Genomic DNA, 17374 nt, shown 5'->3' with positions numbered 1-17374 from the left:
CCCGACGGGGGACGCGCCAGGGACGGCGCATTTGATTGAAGGCGAGAATGAACGATTCCGACGCCCCGGCACCCGGCCGTAAGCGCCGCGTACGCGAACAGACGCCTGTCCAGCGCGCCTTGGGCCTGCTGGTCCGTCGTGAGCACTCGCGCAAGGAGCTGACCCGCAAGCTGACGTCCCGGGGCATCGAGGACGAGGCCGCGCAGGCGGCGGTCGACAAGCTGACCGAGGCAGGTTGGCAGGACGACACCCGGTTTGCCGAGAATCTGGTGCGCATGCGCGCCAATACGGGTTATGGCCCCATCCATGTACGTGCCGAGCTGGGAACCCACGGGCTGGACAGCGAGCAGATTACTGCTGCGATGGATACCTTCGAGGGCGACTGGACGGAGAATGCCCGGGATCTGGTCCGTCGCCGCTTTGGTGAGGCCGGTCCGCAGGACCTCGCGCAGCGCCGCAAGGCCGCCGATCTGCTGGCCCGCCGGGGCTTCGATGGCGACAGCATCCGCCGCGCGACCCGCTACGATCCGGACGACTGAGACTGATGGCGCCGGGCCTGATACCCTTTGGGGTTTCGGCGGTCCGTTCGACCCTGGCCACTGCGGCCGGCGGCACGGGCCCCGGCCCGCAGACTGCCAGCCCCCATGAACGCATCCGCCAAATTCACGACATCCCAGATCCGCAGCGACTTCCTTGAATTCTTCAAGGGCAAAGGCCACACCATCGTGCCGTCGGCGCCGCTGGTGCCGGGCAACGATCCGACCCTGCTGTTCACCAACTCCGGCATGGTGCAGTTCAAGGACGTGTTCCTGGGCGCGGAAAAGCGCAGCTACGTGCGCGCGGCCGACGTCCAGCGCTGCCTGCGTGCCGGTGGCAAGCACAACGATCTCGACCAGGTGGGCTACACCGCCCGCCATCACACCTTCTTCGAAATGCTGGGCAACTGGTCCTTCGGCGATTACTTCAAGAAGGATGCGATCGCCTGGGCCTGGGAGCTGCTGACCCAGGTCTGGAAGCTGCCCGCCGAGCGCCTGCTGGTCACGGTCTACCAGACCGATGACGAGGCCTACGCACTGTGGCGCGACATGATCGGCATTCCGGAAGACCGGATCGTCCGCATCGGCGACAACAAGGGCGCGCCGTTCGCCTCGGACAACTTCTGGCAGATGGCCGATACCGGTCCGTGCGGTCCGTGCACCGAGATCTTCTACGATCACGGTGACCATATCGCCGGTGGCCCGCCGGGCTCGCCGGACGAGGACGGTGACCGTTTCATCGAGATCTGGAACCTGGTCTTCATGCAGTTCGATCGCCAGCAGGACGGCACGCTGATGCCGCTGCCGGCACCGTGCGTGGACACCGGCATGGGCCTGGAACGCCTGGCCGCGATCCTGCAGCACGTGCATACCAACTACGAGATCGACCTGTTCCAGGCGCTGATCCGCAAGGCATCGGAGCTGACCGGAACCGCTGATCTGGAAAACAAGTCGCTGCGCGTGATCGCCGACCACATCCGCGCCTGTTCGTTCCTGATCGTCGATGGCGTGCTGCCGTCCAACGAAGGCCGCGGCTACGTGCTGCGCCGGATCATCCGCCGCGCACTGCGACACGGCTGGATGCTGGGCGTGCGCCAGCCGTTCTTCAGCAAGCTGGTGCCGACCCTGGTCGAGCAGATGGGCGAGGCCTACCCGGAACTGCCGGCACAGGCCGATACCGTGGTGCGTGCCCTGCAGGCAGAAGAAGAGCGTTTCGCCGAGACGCTGGACTCGGGCATGAAGATCTTCGACGACGTTGCGGCCAAGGTCAGCAATGGCGTGATCCCGGGCGCGGACGCGTTCCGCCTGTACGACACCTACGGCTTCCCGCTCGACCTGACCCAGGACATCGCCCGCGAGCGTGACCTGACCGTGGACATTGACGGCTTCAACGCCGCGATGGAGACGCAGCGCGAGACCGCGCGTGCCGCCGGCAAGTTCGGCGGTGGCGTGACGCTGTCGGCCGATCTGGTCGCCACGCTCAAGCCGACTGTCTTCCTGGGCTATGACCGCCTGCAGGCCGACGGCCTCGGCGTGGTGGCGATCCTCAAGGATGGCCGCCCGGTGGACGCTGCCCAGGCCGGTGACGAGGTCATCGTGCTGACCAACCAGACCCCGTTCTACGCCGAGTCCGGCGGCCAGGTCGGCGACACCGGCACCTTGTCCGCTGCCGGCGTACAGCTGCAGGTGAGCGATACGCAGAAGTTCGCGGGCCAGTTCCATGGCCACGTCGGCAAGCTCACCCAGGGCAGTTTGAAGATCGGTGACGTGCTGTCCGGCCAGGTCGATGGCGAGCGCCGTGGCGCCACCATCCTCAACCACTCGGCGACCCACCTGCTGCATGCTGCCCTGCGCGAAGTGCTTGGCACCCACGTGCAGCAGAAGGGCTCGCTGGTGGCGCCGGACCGCCTGCGCTTCGACTTCTCGCATTTCCAGCCGATCAGCGCCGAGGAACTGGCGATCATCGAGCGCAAGGTCAACCAGCAGGTGCGCGCCAACAACGCCGCCGAAGTGCACAACATGGGCATGCAGGAAGCGCTGGACTTCGGCGCGATGGCCCTGTTCGGCGAGAAGTACGGCGAGAACGTGCGCGTGCTGAAGATGGGCGACTACTCCACCGAGCTGTGTGGTGGCACCCACGTCAACCGGACCGGTGACATCGGTCTGTTCAAGATCACCTCCGAAGGCGGTGTCTCGGCCGGTGTGCGTCGTATCGAGGCCGTCACCGGCCAGGGCGCGCTGGACTACGTGGATGCCGAGGAGGCCCGTCTGGCCGAGGCCGCCGAGCTGCTGGGTGGCAGTGCTGCCGACGTGGTCGAAAAGATCCGTGCGCTGGGCCTGCGCCAGAAGCAGCTGGAGCGCGAGCTGGAGGCCGTGAAGGCCAAGGTAGCCGCCGGCGCCACCGCCGACCTGTCCGGCCAGGCCGTCGAGGTCGCCGGTGTGAAGGTTCTGGCTGTCCGCCTGGAAGGCTTCGACGCCAAGGCCCTGCGCGATGCCATGGACCGCCTGAAGCAGCAGCTGGGCGACGCGGTGATCGTGCTGGCCGGTGCCCAGGACGGCAAGGCGGCGCTGGTCGCGGGCGTGAACGGCAGTGCAATGGGCAAGGTCAAGGCCGGGGAACTGTTGTCCCATATCGCCGGTCAGATCGGGGGCAAGGGCGGCGGACGCCCGGACCTCGCCCAGGGTGGTGGCGAGGACGGGCCCGCCCTTGCTACCGCGCTGGCTGCGGTCGTCGAATGGGTCAGCCCCCGCCTGTGATGAATCCCTGCCGTCCCCCTCCTTGTAGGAGCGGGACGGCTGACGGTACCATTGCGAATCTTTTCCCTTTGTCGTGGGCGCGCTTCTTGACGGAGCGTCAAGCCGGTGGGGGATACCCTTCCACACGGTTCCATGGAGACTTAAAAAAATGTTGATCCTGACTCGCCGCGTCGGCGAAACCCTGATGATCGGTGACTCGGTGAGCGTCACCGTGCTTGGCGTCAAGGGTAACCAGGTGCGTATCGGCATCACTGCGCCGAAGGACGTCGCCGTGCATCGCGAAGAGATCTACCAGCGCATCCAGCGTGGTGACGAAGCCGGCAGCACCGGTGGTGAAAATTCTGCGGAATAAGGCTTTACCTTCGCGCGTGATTAACGTTATGATTCACGCCCCGCTGAGGTGCAACGCACCAGACGCGGAGAAAACCCCGGAGCGATGCCCGAGCGGCTGAAGGGGCTCCCCTGCTAAGGGAGTATAGGGTCAAAAGCTCTATCGAGGGTTCGAATCCCTCTCGCTCCGCCAGATGCAAAAGAACGCCCGCAGATCCTCGATCTGCGGGCGTTTTCTTTGTGCGTCGCGTTGACCTGCGGCCCACGATCGCGGTGCTAGGTTCGCACAATGACCGCCGAGCGGAGCACGTCGATGACCAGTGCGAACAAGGCCACCCTGCTGGCTGCGAATGCTGCGATTTCCGTATTGGATATCGAAGGGTTCCTGCAGCACTGCACCGATGACATCGAGTGGAACGCGATCGGTGACACGGTCATCAATGGCAAGGCGTCCCTTCGCCAATGGATGAAGGCGAACTACCGGGAACCTCCCGAGTTCACCGTGACCGAACTGGTGGCCGAAGATGACATGGTGGTGGCTGTGGGTACGATCGTGACCACGGATACTGACGGCGGGCGGACCACGCGTCTTTACAGCGACGTCTGGCGTTTCCGTGACGGCAGGATGGCTACGCTCCGGGCCTTTGTTGTCGACCCTCGGATCAGCTGCCTGATGCAACCAGCGCCAACCAAGGCCCGGCCAACGGGCCGCAGCTGGGTATGATCGACGCACCATGACGCCGCCTGATTTCCCGCAGGACCCGCTGCAGCGCTTCCATCCCGCGACGCAGGCCTGGTTCCGTGCCGCGTTCGATGCCTCCACGCCGGTGCAGGATCAGGCCTGGTCGTCGATCGGTGCCGGGCAACATACCCTGGTCATCGCGCCAACCGGATCGGGCAAGACACTTGCCGCATTCCTGCATGCCATCGACCAGCTGTTCGCCGAGCGTGATCGGCAAGCGCGCGCAGCGCCGTTGGCCAAGCCGGTGCGGCGAACCCGTGTGCTGTACCTGTCGCCGATCAAGGCGCTGGGCAGCGACGTGCAGCGCAACCTGCAGGTGCCGCTGCAGGGCATCACCGACGAGCGCGCCCGACGCGGCGAGCCGGCGGTGCAGCTGACCGTCGCATTGCGTACCGGCGATACCTCCAGCAGCGAACGTGCAGGCCTGGTGCGGCGGCCGCCGGACATCCTGATCACTACGCCCGAGTCGCTGTACCTGATGCTGACCTCGCAGGCACGCGAGATCCTGCGCGATGTGCAGACCGTCATCCTCGATGAAATCCATGCAGTGGCCGGCGGCAAACGCGGTTCGCATCTGGCGCTGAGCCTGGAACGGCTGGATGCGCTGCTGCACGAGCCGGCGCAGCGCATCGGCCTGTCGGCCACGGTGCGGCCGGTCGACGAGGTGGCGGGCTTCCTGGGCGGCGACCGCCCGGTGAGCGTGGTCCAACCCGGCTCGGCGCGGCAGCTGCAGATGCGCATCGTGGTGCCGGTGGAAGACATGTCCAGCCTGACTACGCAGGGCACGCCCGGGGAGCGCGACGGCGGCGCGCGGATCGGCTCGATCTGGCCGCACGTGGAGGCAAGCATTCTCGACAACGTGCTGCGCCATCGCTCGACGATTGTCTTTGCCAATTCGCGTGGCGTAGCCGAAAAGCTGACCGCACGCCTGAACGAGCTGCACGCCGGACGCAGTGGCGAAGACGGCGCAATCCGTGGCGATTCGGGTAACGGGTTGGCCTATGGCTCTTTCACCGGCAGTACGGTCAACCGGGTCTCCGCTGCGCCGGCACTGATTGCACGCGCGCATCACGGATCGGTCTCCAAGGAGCAGCGCGGCGAGATCGAGCAGGCGCTGAAATCGGGTGCACTGCGCTGCGTGGTGGCCACGTCCAGCCTGGAGCTGGGGATCGACATGGGGCTGGTCGACCTGGTGATACAGGTGGCCGCGCCGCCGTCGGTGGCCAGCGCCCTGCAGCGCGTTGGTCGCGCCGGCCACCAGGTGGGTGGCATGTCCCGCGGTCTGGTGTATCCGCGTACGCGGCGCGACCTGATCGATGCCGCTGTGGTGGTGGACAGCATGCTGGCCGGACGCATCGAGGCCATCGCTCCGCCGCGCAACCCGCTTGATGTGCTGGCCCAGCAGACGGTGGCGGCGGTGGCGATGGAGCCGTGGCAGGCCGATGCCTGGTATGCGCGGGTACGCCGTGCCGCGCCGTACCGCTCACTCCCGCGCAGTGCCTTCGACGCGGTGCTGGACATGCTTTCCGGCCGCTATCCGTCCGAGGATTTCGCCGGCTTCCGGCCGCGGCTGGTATGGAACCGGCAGAGCGGTGAGCTCAGCGCTCGCCCTGGTGCGAAGCAACTGGCGGTTACCAGCGGCGGCACCATTCCCGACCGTGGCATGTACAGCGTGGTGCTGCCTGAAGGAGAAGAGCGGGCCGGATCGCGCCGCGTCGGTGAGCTGGACGAGGAGATGGTCCACGAGTCGCGGGTGAATGATGTGATCACGCTGGGCGCGACCTCATGGCGGATCGACCAGATCACCCACGATCAGGTGGTGGTGACGCCCGCACCCGGACGTTCGGCGCGCCTGCCGTTCTGGCGTGGCGAAGGTGTCGGCCGCCCTGCCGAACTGGGACAGGCCATCGGTGCGTTTCTCGCCGCGTTGGAGGCGCACATCGATAGCAGTGACACCCCTGCGACGGCGCTGCACGCACGCCTGCAGGCCAGTGGCCTGGACGCCAACGCGATCAGCAACATGCTCGGCCTGGTCGCCGAGCAGCGGCAGGCCACGGGCGTGCTGCCCACCGATCTGCGCCTGGTGGTGGAACGCTGCCGCGACGAGCTGGGCGACTGGCGGGTGATGCTGCATTCGCCGTATGGCCGCCGCGTGCATGATCCGTGGGCATTGGCGGTGGCAGCACGATTGCGCGAACGCTGGGGCATCGACCCGGCCGTGGTCGCCAGCGACGATGGCATCATCGCGCGGATTCCCGACAGTACCGGGCGCGTTCCGGGGGCGGACATGTTCGTGTTCGAACCGGAACGGTTGCGCCGCACGATCACCGCGGCGGTCGGCCATTCGGCACTGTTCGCGGCGCGCTTCCGCGAGTGTGCCTCGCGCGCACTGCTGTTGCCGCGTCGCACGCCGGGGCGTCGATCGCCGCTGTGGCAGCAGCGCCTGCGCGCCGGCCAGTTGCTGGAAATCGCGCAGGCCCATGCGGAGTTCCCGATCCTGATCGAGACCGCCCGCGAGTGCCTGCAGGATGTCTACGACCTGGATGCGCTGGACGCGCTGATGCAACGCGTTCAACGCGGCCAGGTGCAGTTGCTGGACGTCGCGACCGAGGTGCCTTCGCCGTTCGCGGCCAATCTGCTGTTCGGCTATGTCGCCGAGTTCATGTACGAGGCGGACGTGCCGCTGGCCGAGCGCCGCGCCTCGGTGCTGTCACTGGACAGTGGCCTGCTCGCCGAGCTGCTGGGCCAGGTAGACCTGGGTGAACTGCTGGATGCGGGGGTGGTCGATCAGGTTGAACGTGAACTGCAGCGGCTGGAACCTGCGCGCAGGGCCCATGGCATGGAAGGCGTGTCCGACCTGCTGCGCGAGCTGGGACCGTTGCCTGCATCGGACCTGGCGCTGCGCCTGTCCGATCCGGAATGCGTGGAAGTGCACCTGGCAGCGCTGCAGGCGCAGCAGCGCGCCATCCCGGCTTCAATTGCCGGCCACACGCAGTGGGTCGCCGTGGAGGACGCCGCACGTGTGCGCGATGCGTTGGGTACGGCGCTGCCGGGCGGGCTGCCCGAGGTGTTTCTTGCAGACATGCCCGATCCCCTCGGCGATCTGCTGGCCCGCCACGCACGTACGCATGCGCCCTTCACCAGCAGCGCGCTGGCCAAGCGGTTCGGGCTGGGTGTGGCGGTGGTCGACGGCGCGCTGGAAAGGCTGCAGGAGCAGGGGCGGGTGCTGCGTGGCAATTTCGGCGCAGCGCGGCGACAGCAGGGAAATGAGCGGGTGCATCCGTCGCCGGACGTAGTGCACGAATGGGTCAGCGAAGATGTGTTGCAGCGTCTGCGCCTGCGTTCGCTGCAGGCCGCACGTGAAGCCACCCGGCCGGTGCCACCGGCAGCCTATGTGCGCCTGCTGCTGGAGGGGCAGGGGGTATTGCTGGAAGGCGGCGCCGGGCGTGCCCGCAATGGTGCCGTTGCGGCCATGCTTGAGGGCAGCGACGGCGTTGCCCGTGTGGTCGAGCAGCTGGCGGGGTTGCCGCTGCCGGTTTCGGTCTGGGAACACCAGGTCCTGCCGACCCGGGTGCGCGACTACGCACCGGCCCTGCTTGATGAGCTGCTGGCCACCGGCAGGGTGCTGTGGGCCGGGCACGGACGGCTGGGTGACGACGACGGCCTGGTGTCGCTGCACCTGCAGGAACATGCCGCCGAAACGTTGCCGCTGCTGCCGGAAGCGGATCCGGCGCTGCGTACACCGATGCAGGACGCCATCGTGCAGGTCCTGGCCGATGGCGGCGCCTACTTCGCGCGGCAGCTGGCCACGCAGGTGCAGTCACGCCTGGTCGGCAGTGCGGCGGCGGCCGAGGACTTCCAGCTGGCGCTATGGCAGCTGGCCTGGAGGGGCGAAGTGAGCAGCGACCTGTGGTCGCCGTTGCGGGCCCTGGCCGGCGTGCGCCAGCAGCGGGCACGCGTTGCGTCGGCCTCGCGGCGCACGCGGGGTTTCCGCTTCATGCCGACGCTGGACGCGCGGGCCACGGCGCTGGACCCGGCCATTGCCAGCGGGCCGACCCTGGCGGGGCGATGGTCGTTGCTGCCCCGCGAGCGCAGCAACGACACGGTGCGGGCGCTGGCGCTGGGCGAAAGCCTGCTTGATCGCTACCGGGTGGTGACCCGGGCGGCGGCAATGACCGAAGCGGTAACCGGTGGGTTCCCTGCACTGCAGCCTGTCTATCGAGGCATGGAAGATGCCGGGCAGGTCCTGCGTGGCCGCTTCGTGGCGGGGCTGGGCGGAGCACAGTTTGCAGAGCGCGGCACCATCGACCATCTGCGCGAACTGTCCGAGCGTGTGCCGCGTGAGCTGTCGGTCGTCGCGCTGTCAGCGCTGGATCCGGCCAATCCCTTCGGCAGCCTGCTGCCGTGGCCGCAGCCGGTGGCCGGTGCACGTCCGCTGCGGCGTTCCGGTGCGATGGTGGTGATCGGCAACGGCCGGTTGCTGCTGTACCTGGCGCAGGGCGGGCGGCAACTGTCCAGCTGGATCGAGGGCGGGGCGGAGGATGCGGCCAACACTCTGGTTGCCGCTGCACAGGCCTTGGCCGTGGCATTGCGCCGGGGGCGGCGCCTGTCCTTCACCCTGGAACGGATCAATGATGTGCCGGTGCATCGCGGCGCGCTGGTGGACGCGCTGCGGGCCGCAGGCTTCAGCAACGAGCCGCGCGGACTGGGATGGAACGGCTGAGCGCGGCGGAATCACCTCGATGAATGCTCACCCCGTGGGGCCTGGCCCCGGATCGGACTGCCGGACTGTGATGCAGTTCGTTACGCGCATACCCCGGTGGCTGCAGAGTCCGGGTAGCGTGGCATCGTGCACGCTGCGCAGACGGTTCATCACTCGACAGGAGACTCACATGAAGCTGTTTTCTGCTGTGCTGCTGTCCCTTCTTTCGCTGCAGGCATCGACGGCGGAGGCGGCCGACGCTCTGCCTTCGCCCCTGCTCGGCCGCTGGTCGCTGGAGATCGCCACTTCCGCGCTTCCTGAGGCGCAGCGGCCGCAACAGGTCGTGCTGGAATTCAAGGATGCCGGTGCGGGCAGGTGGAGCTCGCACGTGGACATCGTCCTGCATGATGGCAAGACCATGAAATCCGACGGTACGCTGGCACTGGATGGCACGCCCGCGGCGTTGACCGGCAGCTACGGCGCCAACCAGGCAACGCTGAAACTGCCGGCGCCGAACACGCTGGTGATGCAGCTGGTCGATCATGGCGCGCCGGCGTCCACCCGCGTGTACACGGTGGCCGCCGATCGCTCAACGATGACCGAGACCAAGGCCTTCTTCGGCCATGACGGCACGCCGATCCTGCAGACCAACCTGTTCAAGCGGTTGCCGTAGTGATGTGATGCAGCGGCACCCACAGAAGCGTGCTCTGCGGGTGCCGTTGCTGTTCTGTCATGCTGCGGCGGGATCGCGCTTGCCGGTGTCGATGCCGTACCGGTCGATCGCCTGCTGCAGCAGGCCCCGTTCCACATGCCCGTCATCGGCCAGGGCCTTCAGTGCCGCCAGTACGATGAAGTGGCGATCGATTTCGAAGAACGTGCGCAGCGATTCGCGTGTATCCGAGCGGCCAAAGCCATCGGTGCCGAGTGCGATGAAGCGCCGGTCGTTGATGAAGGGGCGGATCTGGTCGCCGACGATCTTCATGTAATCGGTTGCCACCACCACCGGGCCGGCATGGTCCTGCAGGCACTGCTGCACGTAGGGAACGCGCGGCTCGTCGGCCGGATGCAGCAGGTTCCAGCGCTCGGCAGCCAGGCCATCACGGCGCAGTTCGGTCAGGCTGGTGGCACTCCAGACATCGCTTGCGATGGCGAAATCCTGCTGCAGCAGATCGGCGGCGGCCAGCACCTCGCGCAGGATCGAGCCACTGCCCATCAGCTGCACGCGAGGCTGTGCCGTGCTGTCGGCAGCGGCGGGACGCAGCAGATGGAGCCCCTTCAGGATGCCGGCTTCGGCGCCGTCAGGCAGTGCAGGGTGCGGGTAGTTCTCGTTGAGCAGGGTGATGTAGTAATAGATGTCTTCCTGGTCCACATACATGCGGCGCAGGCCGTCGTGGATGATCACTGCCAGTTCGAAGTTGTAGGTCGGGTCGTAGGACACGCAGCTTGGAATCACCGAGGACAGCACGTGGCTGTGGCCATCGTCGTGCTGCAGGCCTTCGCCCATCAGGGTAGTGCGGCCGGAGGTGGCGCCAAGCAGGAAGCCACGGGTGCGCGCGTCGGCCGCTGCCCAGGCCAGGTCACCGACGCGCTGCAGGCCGAACATCGAATAGAAGATGTAGAACGGAATCGTGGCCAGGCCGTGGTTGCTGTACGCGGTGCCCGCTGCGATCCACGAACAGATCGCGCCGGATTCGTTGATGCCTTCCTGCAGGATCTGGCCGTCCTTGGACTCCTTGTAATAGCTCAGCTGGCCGGCGTCCTGCGGGGTGTACAGCTGGCCCAGGAAGGAATGGATGCCGATCTGGCGGAACAGCCCTTCCATGCCGAAGGTACGCGATTCATCGGGCACGATCGGGATCACCAGCCTGCCCAGTTCGGGATCCTTGAGCAGGGTGGTGAGGATGCGTACGAAGCCCATGGTGGTGGATTGGCCACGATCACCGCTGCCCTGCAACTGCACGTTGAACGTGGACAGCGGCGGCAGCGGCAACGGATCGACCTGGGTCAGCCGTGCCGGCAGCTGGCCGCCCTGCGCCTGGCGACGCTGTGCGAAGTAGAGCGCCTCGGCGCTGCCCGGTTGCGGGCGCAGGTAGGGCATCTCTTCCAGCTGCCCGTCGCTGACCGGCAGGTCGAAGCGGTCACGGAACGCACGCACCGCGTCGGCGCTCATCTTCTTCAGCTGGTGGTTGATGTTCTGGCCTTCGCCGGCCTCGCCCATGCCGAAGCCCTTCACCGTCTTGGCCAGCACCACGCTCGGGCCACCGCTGGTGTTCACCGCCTGCTGGTAGGCGGCGAATACCTTCTGCGGATCGTGGCCGCCGCGTGCCAGTGCCCAGATCTCGTCGTCGCTCATGTCCGCCACCAGCGCCAGCAGTTCCGGGTAGCGCCCGAAGAAGTGTTCGCGCACGTAGGCGCCACTCTGCGACTTGAAGGTCTGGTAGTCGCCATCCACGCACTCCATCATGCGCTGGCGCAGCAGCCCGCTGTGATCGCGTGCCAGCAGCTCGTCCCAGCCGCTGCCCCAGATCACCTTGATCACGTTCCAGCCGGCGGCGCGGAAGGTGCCTTCCAGTTCCTGGATCACCTTGGCGTTGCCACGCACCGGTCCGTCCAGACGTTGCAGGTTGCAGTTGACCACGAACACCAGATTGTCCAGGCGCTCGCGCCCGGCCAGCGAAATGGCCGCCAGCGATTCGGGCTGGTCCATTTCGCCGTCACCAAGGAAGGCCCAGACCTTGCGGCCCTGGTGCTGCTTCAGCCCCCGGTATTCCAGGTAGCGCATGTAGCGGGCCTGATAGGCCGCCGTCAGCGGGCCCAGGCCCATCGACACAGTGGGAAACTGCCAGAACCCGGGCATCAGCCGCGGGTGCGGATACGAGGACAGGCCCTCGCGTCCGGCTTCGCGGCGGAAGTTGTCCATCTGCTCGGCACTGATGCGGCCTTCCACGTACGCCCGGCCGTAGATGCCCGGGGCCGAATGACCCTGGATGTAGATCATGTCGCCGTCGAAGGTTTCGGTCCGTCCACGGAAGAAGTGATCGAAGCCCACGTCATACATGACTGCTGCGGATTGGTAGGTGGCGATGTGGCCGCCGACATTGGAATGCCTGCCGGCACGCAGCACCATCACCATGGCGTTCCAGCGGATCATCGCGTTCAACCGCCGCTCGATGGCCAGGTCACCCGGGTAGGCGGGCTGGCGTTCGGGGGGAATCGTGTTGGTGTAGGCGGTCCACGCGCGGGTGTGCAGGTCGCCATGCTGCTGCACATCGAGTGCATCGAGCTGGTCCAGCAGATAGTGCGCGCGGGGGCGGCCGCCGGCCTCGATCACCGCCTGCAGGGACTCGCGCCATTCGCGGGTTTCCTGCGGATCGGCGTCGAGAGGGAAATGTGCCTGGTTCATGCTGCGTCTCCAGAGAGCGCCGGTTCTGCACCTGCACGGCACCGCCGGCAGGGCGACAGCTCTGGAGCGGAGTCGCGCCGGCGGGTCCGTGGCGCGGGGGCGGCCGTGGTGGCTGCCGAGGAGACAAGCGTAGGCGCCGTATCGGCTGGCGGGTAGACGGGCGACGATTGGGTCTGCGCGAACCTTCGCTTGGCCATGCAGCGCTGCAATGCGGATGTCATCGTTGGTGTGCACCCTGCTGGGTTTTCCAGCCTCGGGGTGGTTGGTCGGTTGTGAACAGCGTCAGGATCTGGGAGAAGAGCTACGCCTTGCGGCGCCGCCTGCTGCGTGGCTTCTTCCTTCGGCGTGGTTCACAGGCTGCCGATGCCGAGGACCTGGCCCAGGAGGTCTACCTGCGGCTGCTGCGCAGTACCGGCGAAGATGCCCAGGCGATCGAGAACCCCGAAGCCTATCTGTTCGCGGTGGCTGCCAACCTGGCGCGTGAACAGGCACGCTCGCGCTCCGGCCTGCCACAGATCGAGGACGTCGACCTGCTGGCCGAGGTACTGCGCAGCGAGGAGGACATCGAAGCTGATTTCGAGCGGGCGCAGCGCTGGAGCGGAATCCGCGGCGCCATCGCGCAACTGCCGCCGACAACGCGGCGGGTGATGGAGCTGCACTATCGCGATGGGCTGGATTGCCGGCAGGTGGGGGCACAGCTGGATGTGTCGGTGCACATGGTGCGCAAGCACATCGGCAAGGGACTGGATGCCTGCAGGAAGGCGCTCGGCGCCGGGAAGGATGGATGAACCGGCAGGAGCCTGCAGCGATGGATGACGAGGTGGCCGAGCAGGCCGCGCACTGGTTCCTGTGCAACCGCGAGGGTGACCTGAGCGCCGCTCAGCGCATCGAGTTCATGGCATGGATGAAGCGCTCTCCCGAACACATACGCGCGTACCTGCATGTCCTGCACGTGCACCGGCAGGTAGGCGCGGTGATGGTGGCGTACGGACAGGAGCAGGGGGACAGGGCCGCGTTGCCGGAGCTGCCGGCAACGGCGAAAGTCGTGCCGTTGTTTGCCGTACCGGTGCCCGTGCCGCGCGCCGTGGTCGCATCGCGATCACGCCGACCACTCTGGAGGCGGGTGGCTGCGGTGGCCTGCTGCCTGTTGCTGGTGGCCGGACTGGTGCCGTGGCTGATGCCTCGCGAACAGATGCTGATCGCCGGCCACGGGCAACTGCGTGAGGTGGTGCTGGCTGACCGGACGCAGGTGCGCCTGAACGCAGACAGCCGTCTGCGGGTGAACATCGGCTGGTTCAGCCGTCGGGTGGAACTGCTGAGCGGCGAGGCCACGTTCGATATCGCAGCGGATCGCCGGCCGTTCGAGGTGCAGGTTGGCGATCTGCGGATCCGCGACATCGGCACCGTGTTCGATGTCTCGCGCCGTTTGCAGAGTACGCGCATCGGCGTGGTGTCCGGCGAGGTGGAGGTCTGGACCGCCGGCAGCGGGCAACGACGGCTGGCGCAGCTGCCTGCCGGGAAGGTGGTCCAGGTCGATCACCGCAGCCATGCGGTGCAGCCATTGGAAATACCGATGTCCATGCTGCTGGACTGGCAGCAGCGCCGGGTGTCGTTCCGCGATGAGCGGCTGGACGAGGTGGCGGCTGCCTTCAACCGCCACAACCAGGTACAGGTGCGGCTGACCGATGACGCGGCGCGCGCGGCGCGTCTGTCAGGCAGCCTGGAGGCGCACCGGGTCGCAGCGCTGCAGGCATTCCTGCAGCGGGACGCGCGCTTTGTCATCCGCCGCGAAGCGGACACGGTGTGGGTGTCCAGCCGTTGATCGCGGTTCGGCGAAGGGCTGTCAGAAAAAATTCATCGAATCGGCGTTCTCCACTTCCGCCGATGCCGGCTCTTACTTGGGAGAAGCCGCTGTCGCATGCCGACGCGGTACCAGCAGTCCTCTCTCCTCCAAGGAACCGTGATGCGCAAGAAGCTCTATCTGTCGGTGGTACTGGCCTTGTCTCCCTGTCTGGGTGCGCATGCACAGGCGGCGTCGGCCAATGGGCTTGAGACCCGGGTCACCGCAGCGATCGCCGCGCAGCCGCTGAGCCAGGCGCTGGAGCAGCTGTCACGCAGTTCGGGCGTGCAGTTCCTGTATGCCGGCGCGGGCGCTGCACCCATGGCGGGCGCGGTACCGCGAGGAGCCACCGTCAAGCAGGCGCTGGACACGCTTCTGGCCGGCACCGGCCTGCGCTACACGGTGGTGGACGGCAACGTGATCGCCATCGACGCGGCACCGGTCTCGCGGGAAAGCCGGCAGGCCGCACCGGCATCGCGCCCACCGGAAGCGGTGGTGGCCCCGACCCTGGGCACGGTCAAGGTGATCGCCGCCCATGAGGTCATCGACCAGAAGAAGACCTCGCCGGTGATCAAGGATTCGGTGATCTACGACGAGATGGACAGCTATGGCGATGAGACGCTGGCCGAGAGCCTGATGGCCGCGCCCGGCCTGAGTGCGGTGGAAGATGCGGGCGAACCGCGTTACGTGACCGTGCGCGGCGTGCAGGCCAATCTCAACTACACGACCATCGACGGCATCGCGATCGCAAGCGTGGGCGGCAGTGGCTCCGGCGAGCGCATGAACAACCTGCAGCTGATTCCCAGCGACATCGGCACCCGCACCGACATCTACAAGAGCTTCAGCGCCGAGCAGGCACCGGATGCCATCGGTGGTGTGATCGACATCATCAGCCGCAGCGCCTTTGACCGCTCCGGCAAGTACGTGTTCGCCGACGTGGCCGGCATCCATTCCACGGCCGAGACCAATGTGGGGCGCAGCGCGGGGGGCGACCACAAGACCTTGGGCCACTTCGGCAAGAGCGCCAAAGCGGTGTTCTCCAATCAGTTCGGCGGCGACGATCAGTTCGGCATCGTCGCGGTCGCGCGCTACGAACAGCGCTCGCGCAACAGCGTCAAGCGCTGGGTGGAATCGAACTACTACTACAACGATGCCGGCAAGTACCTCACCGATGGAACCACCGGCCCCGACGAGGCGAAAGGCTGGAACGGCCTGCGTGCGCCGGGCAACTTCAGCACCGGCACCTACACCAACTACATCACCAACTTCGGTGGCTCGGCCAAGCTGGAATGGAAGCCATCGGACGACCCGTTCTATGCCTCGCTGCTGCTGTACTCGTACCGGTTCTACGAGAACTCGACGATGAACAAGACCGATCTGTATGGCAACGCCAAGTTCCCGATACGCAACCAGAGCGAGGACGGCGGCACCACCCAGATCAACAGCATCTACATCAAGAACCGCCACGACCGCTGGGACCGCAGTAACCGCGGCGCGATCGCCAGTTTCAACTGGGATATCGGTGACCTCTCGCGGCTGACCCTGCGTGCCGGCCACACCGAAGAGACCTTCCACAACAACCAGGTCTACTGGGGCGTGCGCGCCTACCCGAGCAACCTGTTCGTTGACTATGCCAACGACAGCCATGGTTTTCCGAACGCCGTGGGTGTTTCCGATTCCAGCCTGCTGACCAGCTCGGCGTTCAAGCTCAATCCGGCGCAGGCCTATATCTCGCCGCGCGACGCCAAGGAAAGCATCGACAACCTGCGCGCCGACTTCAGCTACAACATCGATGCCGATGCACGCGGTTTCGGTCTGGCTGCCGGTGCCGAGTATCGCCACCTGAAGATCTGGCAGGACATCGATTTCGATTACTACAAGACCAGCGCGACCTTGAATGACTATCTGTACCCGGGTTCGACCCTGCTTGGCAGCGTTCCCGGTTTCCCGTTGATCGACAACCGCAAGTGGCATGACGAGCTCTACCCGAAGCTGGGCAACAACGATGCGGCGTACCCGAATGCCGACTTCACCAGCGATTACAAGTACGTGGAAGACATTGCCAACGCCTACGTGTCGGCGCATTACGCCTGGGACCGGCTGCTGCTGATCGGCGGCCTGCGCTACGACCACACCACCTTCGATGCGTTCAGCCCTTTCAGTGAGGATGGTGGCACCACCTACACGTCTGCATTCCGCAAGAGCAGTGGCGGCTACAACAACCTGCTGCCGTCGCTGAACGCCACCTTCAAGCTGAGCGAAGACCAGCGCCTGAGGTTCTCCGCCAGCCGCACGCTGGGCCGGCCGACGCCCAGCAACATCGCCCAGGCCACCAGCACCAGCTGCGGCGACGACGAGCTGGGCGGAGGCTTCTGCACCATCAAGCAGGGCAATGCCTCGCTGCAGCCGCGCCGCTCGACCAACCTCGATCTTGCCTGGGACCTGTACTTCAACGGCAACAACGGCCTGGTCTCGGTGGCGTTGTTCGACAAGGTCATCAAGGACGACATCTACACCCTGACCACGTTCGAGAACGTCGGCGACATCCGCTACCGGATCACCCAGCCGATGAACACCGATGAGTCGACGCTGTGCGGTGTCGAGTTCGCGGTAGCCAACCGCAACCTGCAGTGGGGCCGCCACCGCTTCGACATGTACCTCAATGCCACCCGCCTGGACGGGCAGACCAACTACCGCATCAGCGACGGCAGCGAGCGCCGCCTGGACCGCCTGCTGTACCAGCCGGACTGGTCGGTGAACGGCTCGGTGATCTGGCGCATGCCATGGAAGAGCTCGCAGCTGCGCGTATCCGGCACCTACCGCAGCCGGATGCTGGTCGACTTCGGCGATACCCAGTGGCTGGATTCGTACTACGACCCGTACATGACCTTCAACCTGGCCTTCAGCCACAAGGTCAGCAAGCACGTGACGCTGAAGTACGAGGCCAAGAACCTGTTCAACACCCAGCCGACCTACAGCACCGGTCCGAACGGGCGCTTCCGCACCGAGATCGATGACTACGGCCGCTTTTTCTACTTCCACATCATCTACAACTGAAGGCGAC

At 66.3% G+C, this 17374-nt stretch carries 10 protein-coding genes and 1 tRNA gene; 10 read left to right on the top strand and 1 reads right to left on the bottom strand.

All coding sequences use genetic code 11. The features are described 5' to 3' along the window. Window positions 1–47: 47 nt before the first annotated feature. The 7 genes from recX (at window position 48) to AC1DCU_RS07880 (ending at window position 9740) form a co-directional block, all read left to right on the top strand. A complete protein-coding gene (gene recX / locus AC1DCU_RS07910) occupies window positions 48–539 on the top strand; it encodes a recombination regulator RecX (protein WP_025878922.1) in 492 nt (163 codons plus the stop codon). Between the two features lie 105 nt (window positions 540–644). Beyond that, the gene (alaS, locus tag AC1DCU_RS07905; RefSeq protein WP_032976516.1) at window positions 645–3293 is read left to right on the top strand and encodes an alanine--tRNA ligase; all 2649 of its coding nucleotides are present in this window, start codon (window positions 645–647) and stop codon (window positions 3291–3293) included. A gap of 148 nt (window positions 3294–3441) precedes the next feature. After that, window positions 3442–3645: a carbon storage regulator CsrA gene (gene csrA, locus AC1DCU_RS07900; protein WP_025878924.1), complete on the top strand. Its 204-nt coding sequence runs from the start codon at window positions 3442–3444 to the stop codon at window positions 3643–3645. A gap of 78 nt (window positions 3646–3723) precedes the next feature. Continuing rightward, window positions 3724–3816, top strand: a tRNA-Ser gene (locus AC1DCU_RS07895). Window positions 3817–3936: 120 nt separating this feature from the next. Next, the gene (locus tag AC1DCU_RS07890) at window positions 3937–4347 is read left to right on the top strand and encodes a nuclear transport factor 2 family protein (RefSeq protein ID WP_081794571.1); all 411 of its coding nucleotides are present in this window, start codon (window positions 3937–3939) and stop codon (window positions 4345–4347) included. Window positions 4348–4357: 10 nt separating this feature from the next. Then, the gene (locus AC1DCU_RS07885; protein WP_442251493.1) at window positions 4358–9088 is read left to right on the top strand and encodes an ATP-dependent helicase; all 4731 of its coding nucleotides are present in this window, start codon (window positions 4358–4360) and stop codon (window positions 9086–9088) included. A 169-nt stretch (window positions 9089–9257) separates the two neighbouring features. Further along, window positions 9258–9740 carry a LuxR family transcriptional regulator gene (locus tag AC1DCU_RS07880; RefSeq protein WP_100436082.1) on the top strand — a complete coding sequence of 161 codons (483 nt, stop codon included), beginning with the start codon at window positions 9258–9260 and terminating at the stop codon, window positions 9738–9740. Between the two features lie 57 nt (window positions 9741–9797). On the opposite strand, the gene aceE is transcribed toward AC1DCU_RS07880, so the two are convergent. Next, window positions 9798–12470, bottom strand: a complete 2673-nt coding sequence (aceE, locus tag AC1DCU_RS07875; RefSeq protein WP_442251494.1) for a pyruvate dehydrogenase (acetyl-transferring), homodimeric type — start codon at window positions 12468–12470, stop codon at window positions 9798–9800. Window positions 12471–12742: 272 nt separating this feature from the next. Between aceE and AC1DCU_RS07870 the strand changes: the two genes are divergently transcribed. From AC1DCU_RS07870 to AC1DCU_RS07860, 3 genes are all read left to right on the top strand, one after another. Further along, window positions 12743–13258, top strand: coding sequence for an RNA polymerase sigma factor (locus tag AC1DCU_RS07870; protein WP_025878928.1), 516 nt, complete (start codon window positions 12743–12745; stop codon window positions 13256–13258). After that, window positions 13255–14292: a FecR family protein gene (locus AC1DCU_RS07865; RefSeq protein ID WP_333622262.1), complete on the top strand. Its 1038-nt coding sequence runs from the start codon at window positions 13255–13257 to the stop codon at window positions 14290–14292. The genes AC1DCU_RS07870 and AC1DCU_RS07865 overlap by 4 nt, the downstream gene beginning before the upstream one ends. 141 nt (window positions 14293–14433) lie before the next feature. Next, window positions 14434–17367: a TonB-dependent receptor gene (locus AC1DCU_RS07860; protein ID WP_442251495.1), complete on the top strand. Its 2934-nt coding sequence runs from the start codon at window positions 14434–14436 to the stop codon at window positions 17365–17367. The last annotated feature ends 7 nt before the right edge of the window (window positions 17368–17374 follow it).

Source organism: Stenotrophomonas sp. 10L48, assembly GCF_056395105.1.
This window is presented reverse-complemented; position numbering and strand designations above follow the sequence as displayed.

Bases quoted from the DNA above. Each gene is read 5' to 3' on its own strand.
- recX (WP_025878922.1), top strand. From the start codon at position 48: ATGAACGATTCCGACGCCCCGGCACCCGGCCGTAAGCGCCGCGTACGC.
- alaS (WP_032976516.1), top strand. From the start codon at position 645: ATGAACGCATCCGCCAAATTCACGACATCCCAGATCCGCAGCGACTTC.
- csrA (WP_025878924.1), top strand. From the start codon at position 3,442: ATGTTGATCCTGACTCGCCGCGTCGGCGAAACCCTGATGATCGGTGAC.
- AC1DCU_RS07890 (WP_081794571.1), top strand. From the start codon at position 3,937: ATGACCAGTGCGAACAAGGCCACCCTGCTGGCTGCGAATGCTGCGATT.
- AC1DCU_RS07885 (WP_442251493.1), top strand. From the start codon at position 4,358: ATGACGCCGCCTGATTTCCCGCAGGACCCGCTGCAGCGCTTCCATCCC.
- AC1DCU_RS07880 (WP_100436082.1), top strand. From the start codon at position 9,258: ATGAAGCTGTTTTCTGCTGTGCTGCTGTCCCTTCTTTCGCTGCAGGCA.
- aceE (WP_442251494.1), bottom strand. From the start codon at position 12,470: ATGAACCAGGCACATTTCCCTCTCGACGCCGATCCGCAGGAAACCCGC.
- AC1DCU_RS07865 (WP_333622262.1), top strand. From the start codon at position 13,255: ATGAACCGGCAGGAGCCTGCAGCGATGGATGACGAGGTGGCCGAGCAG.
- AC1DCU_RS07860 (WP_442251495.1), top strand. From the start codon at position 14,434: ATGCGCAAGAAGCTCTATCTGTCGGTGGTACTGGCCTTGTCTCCCTGT.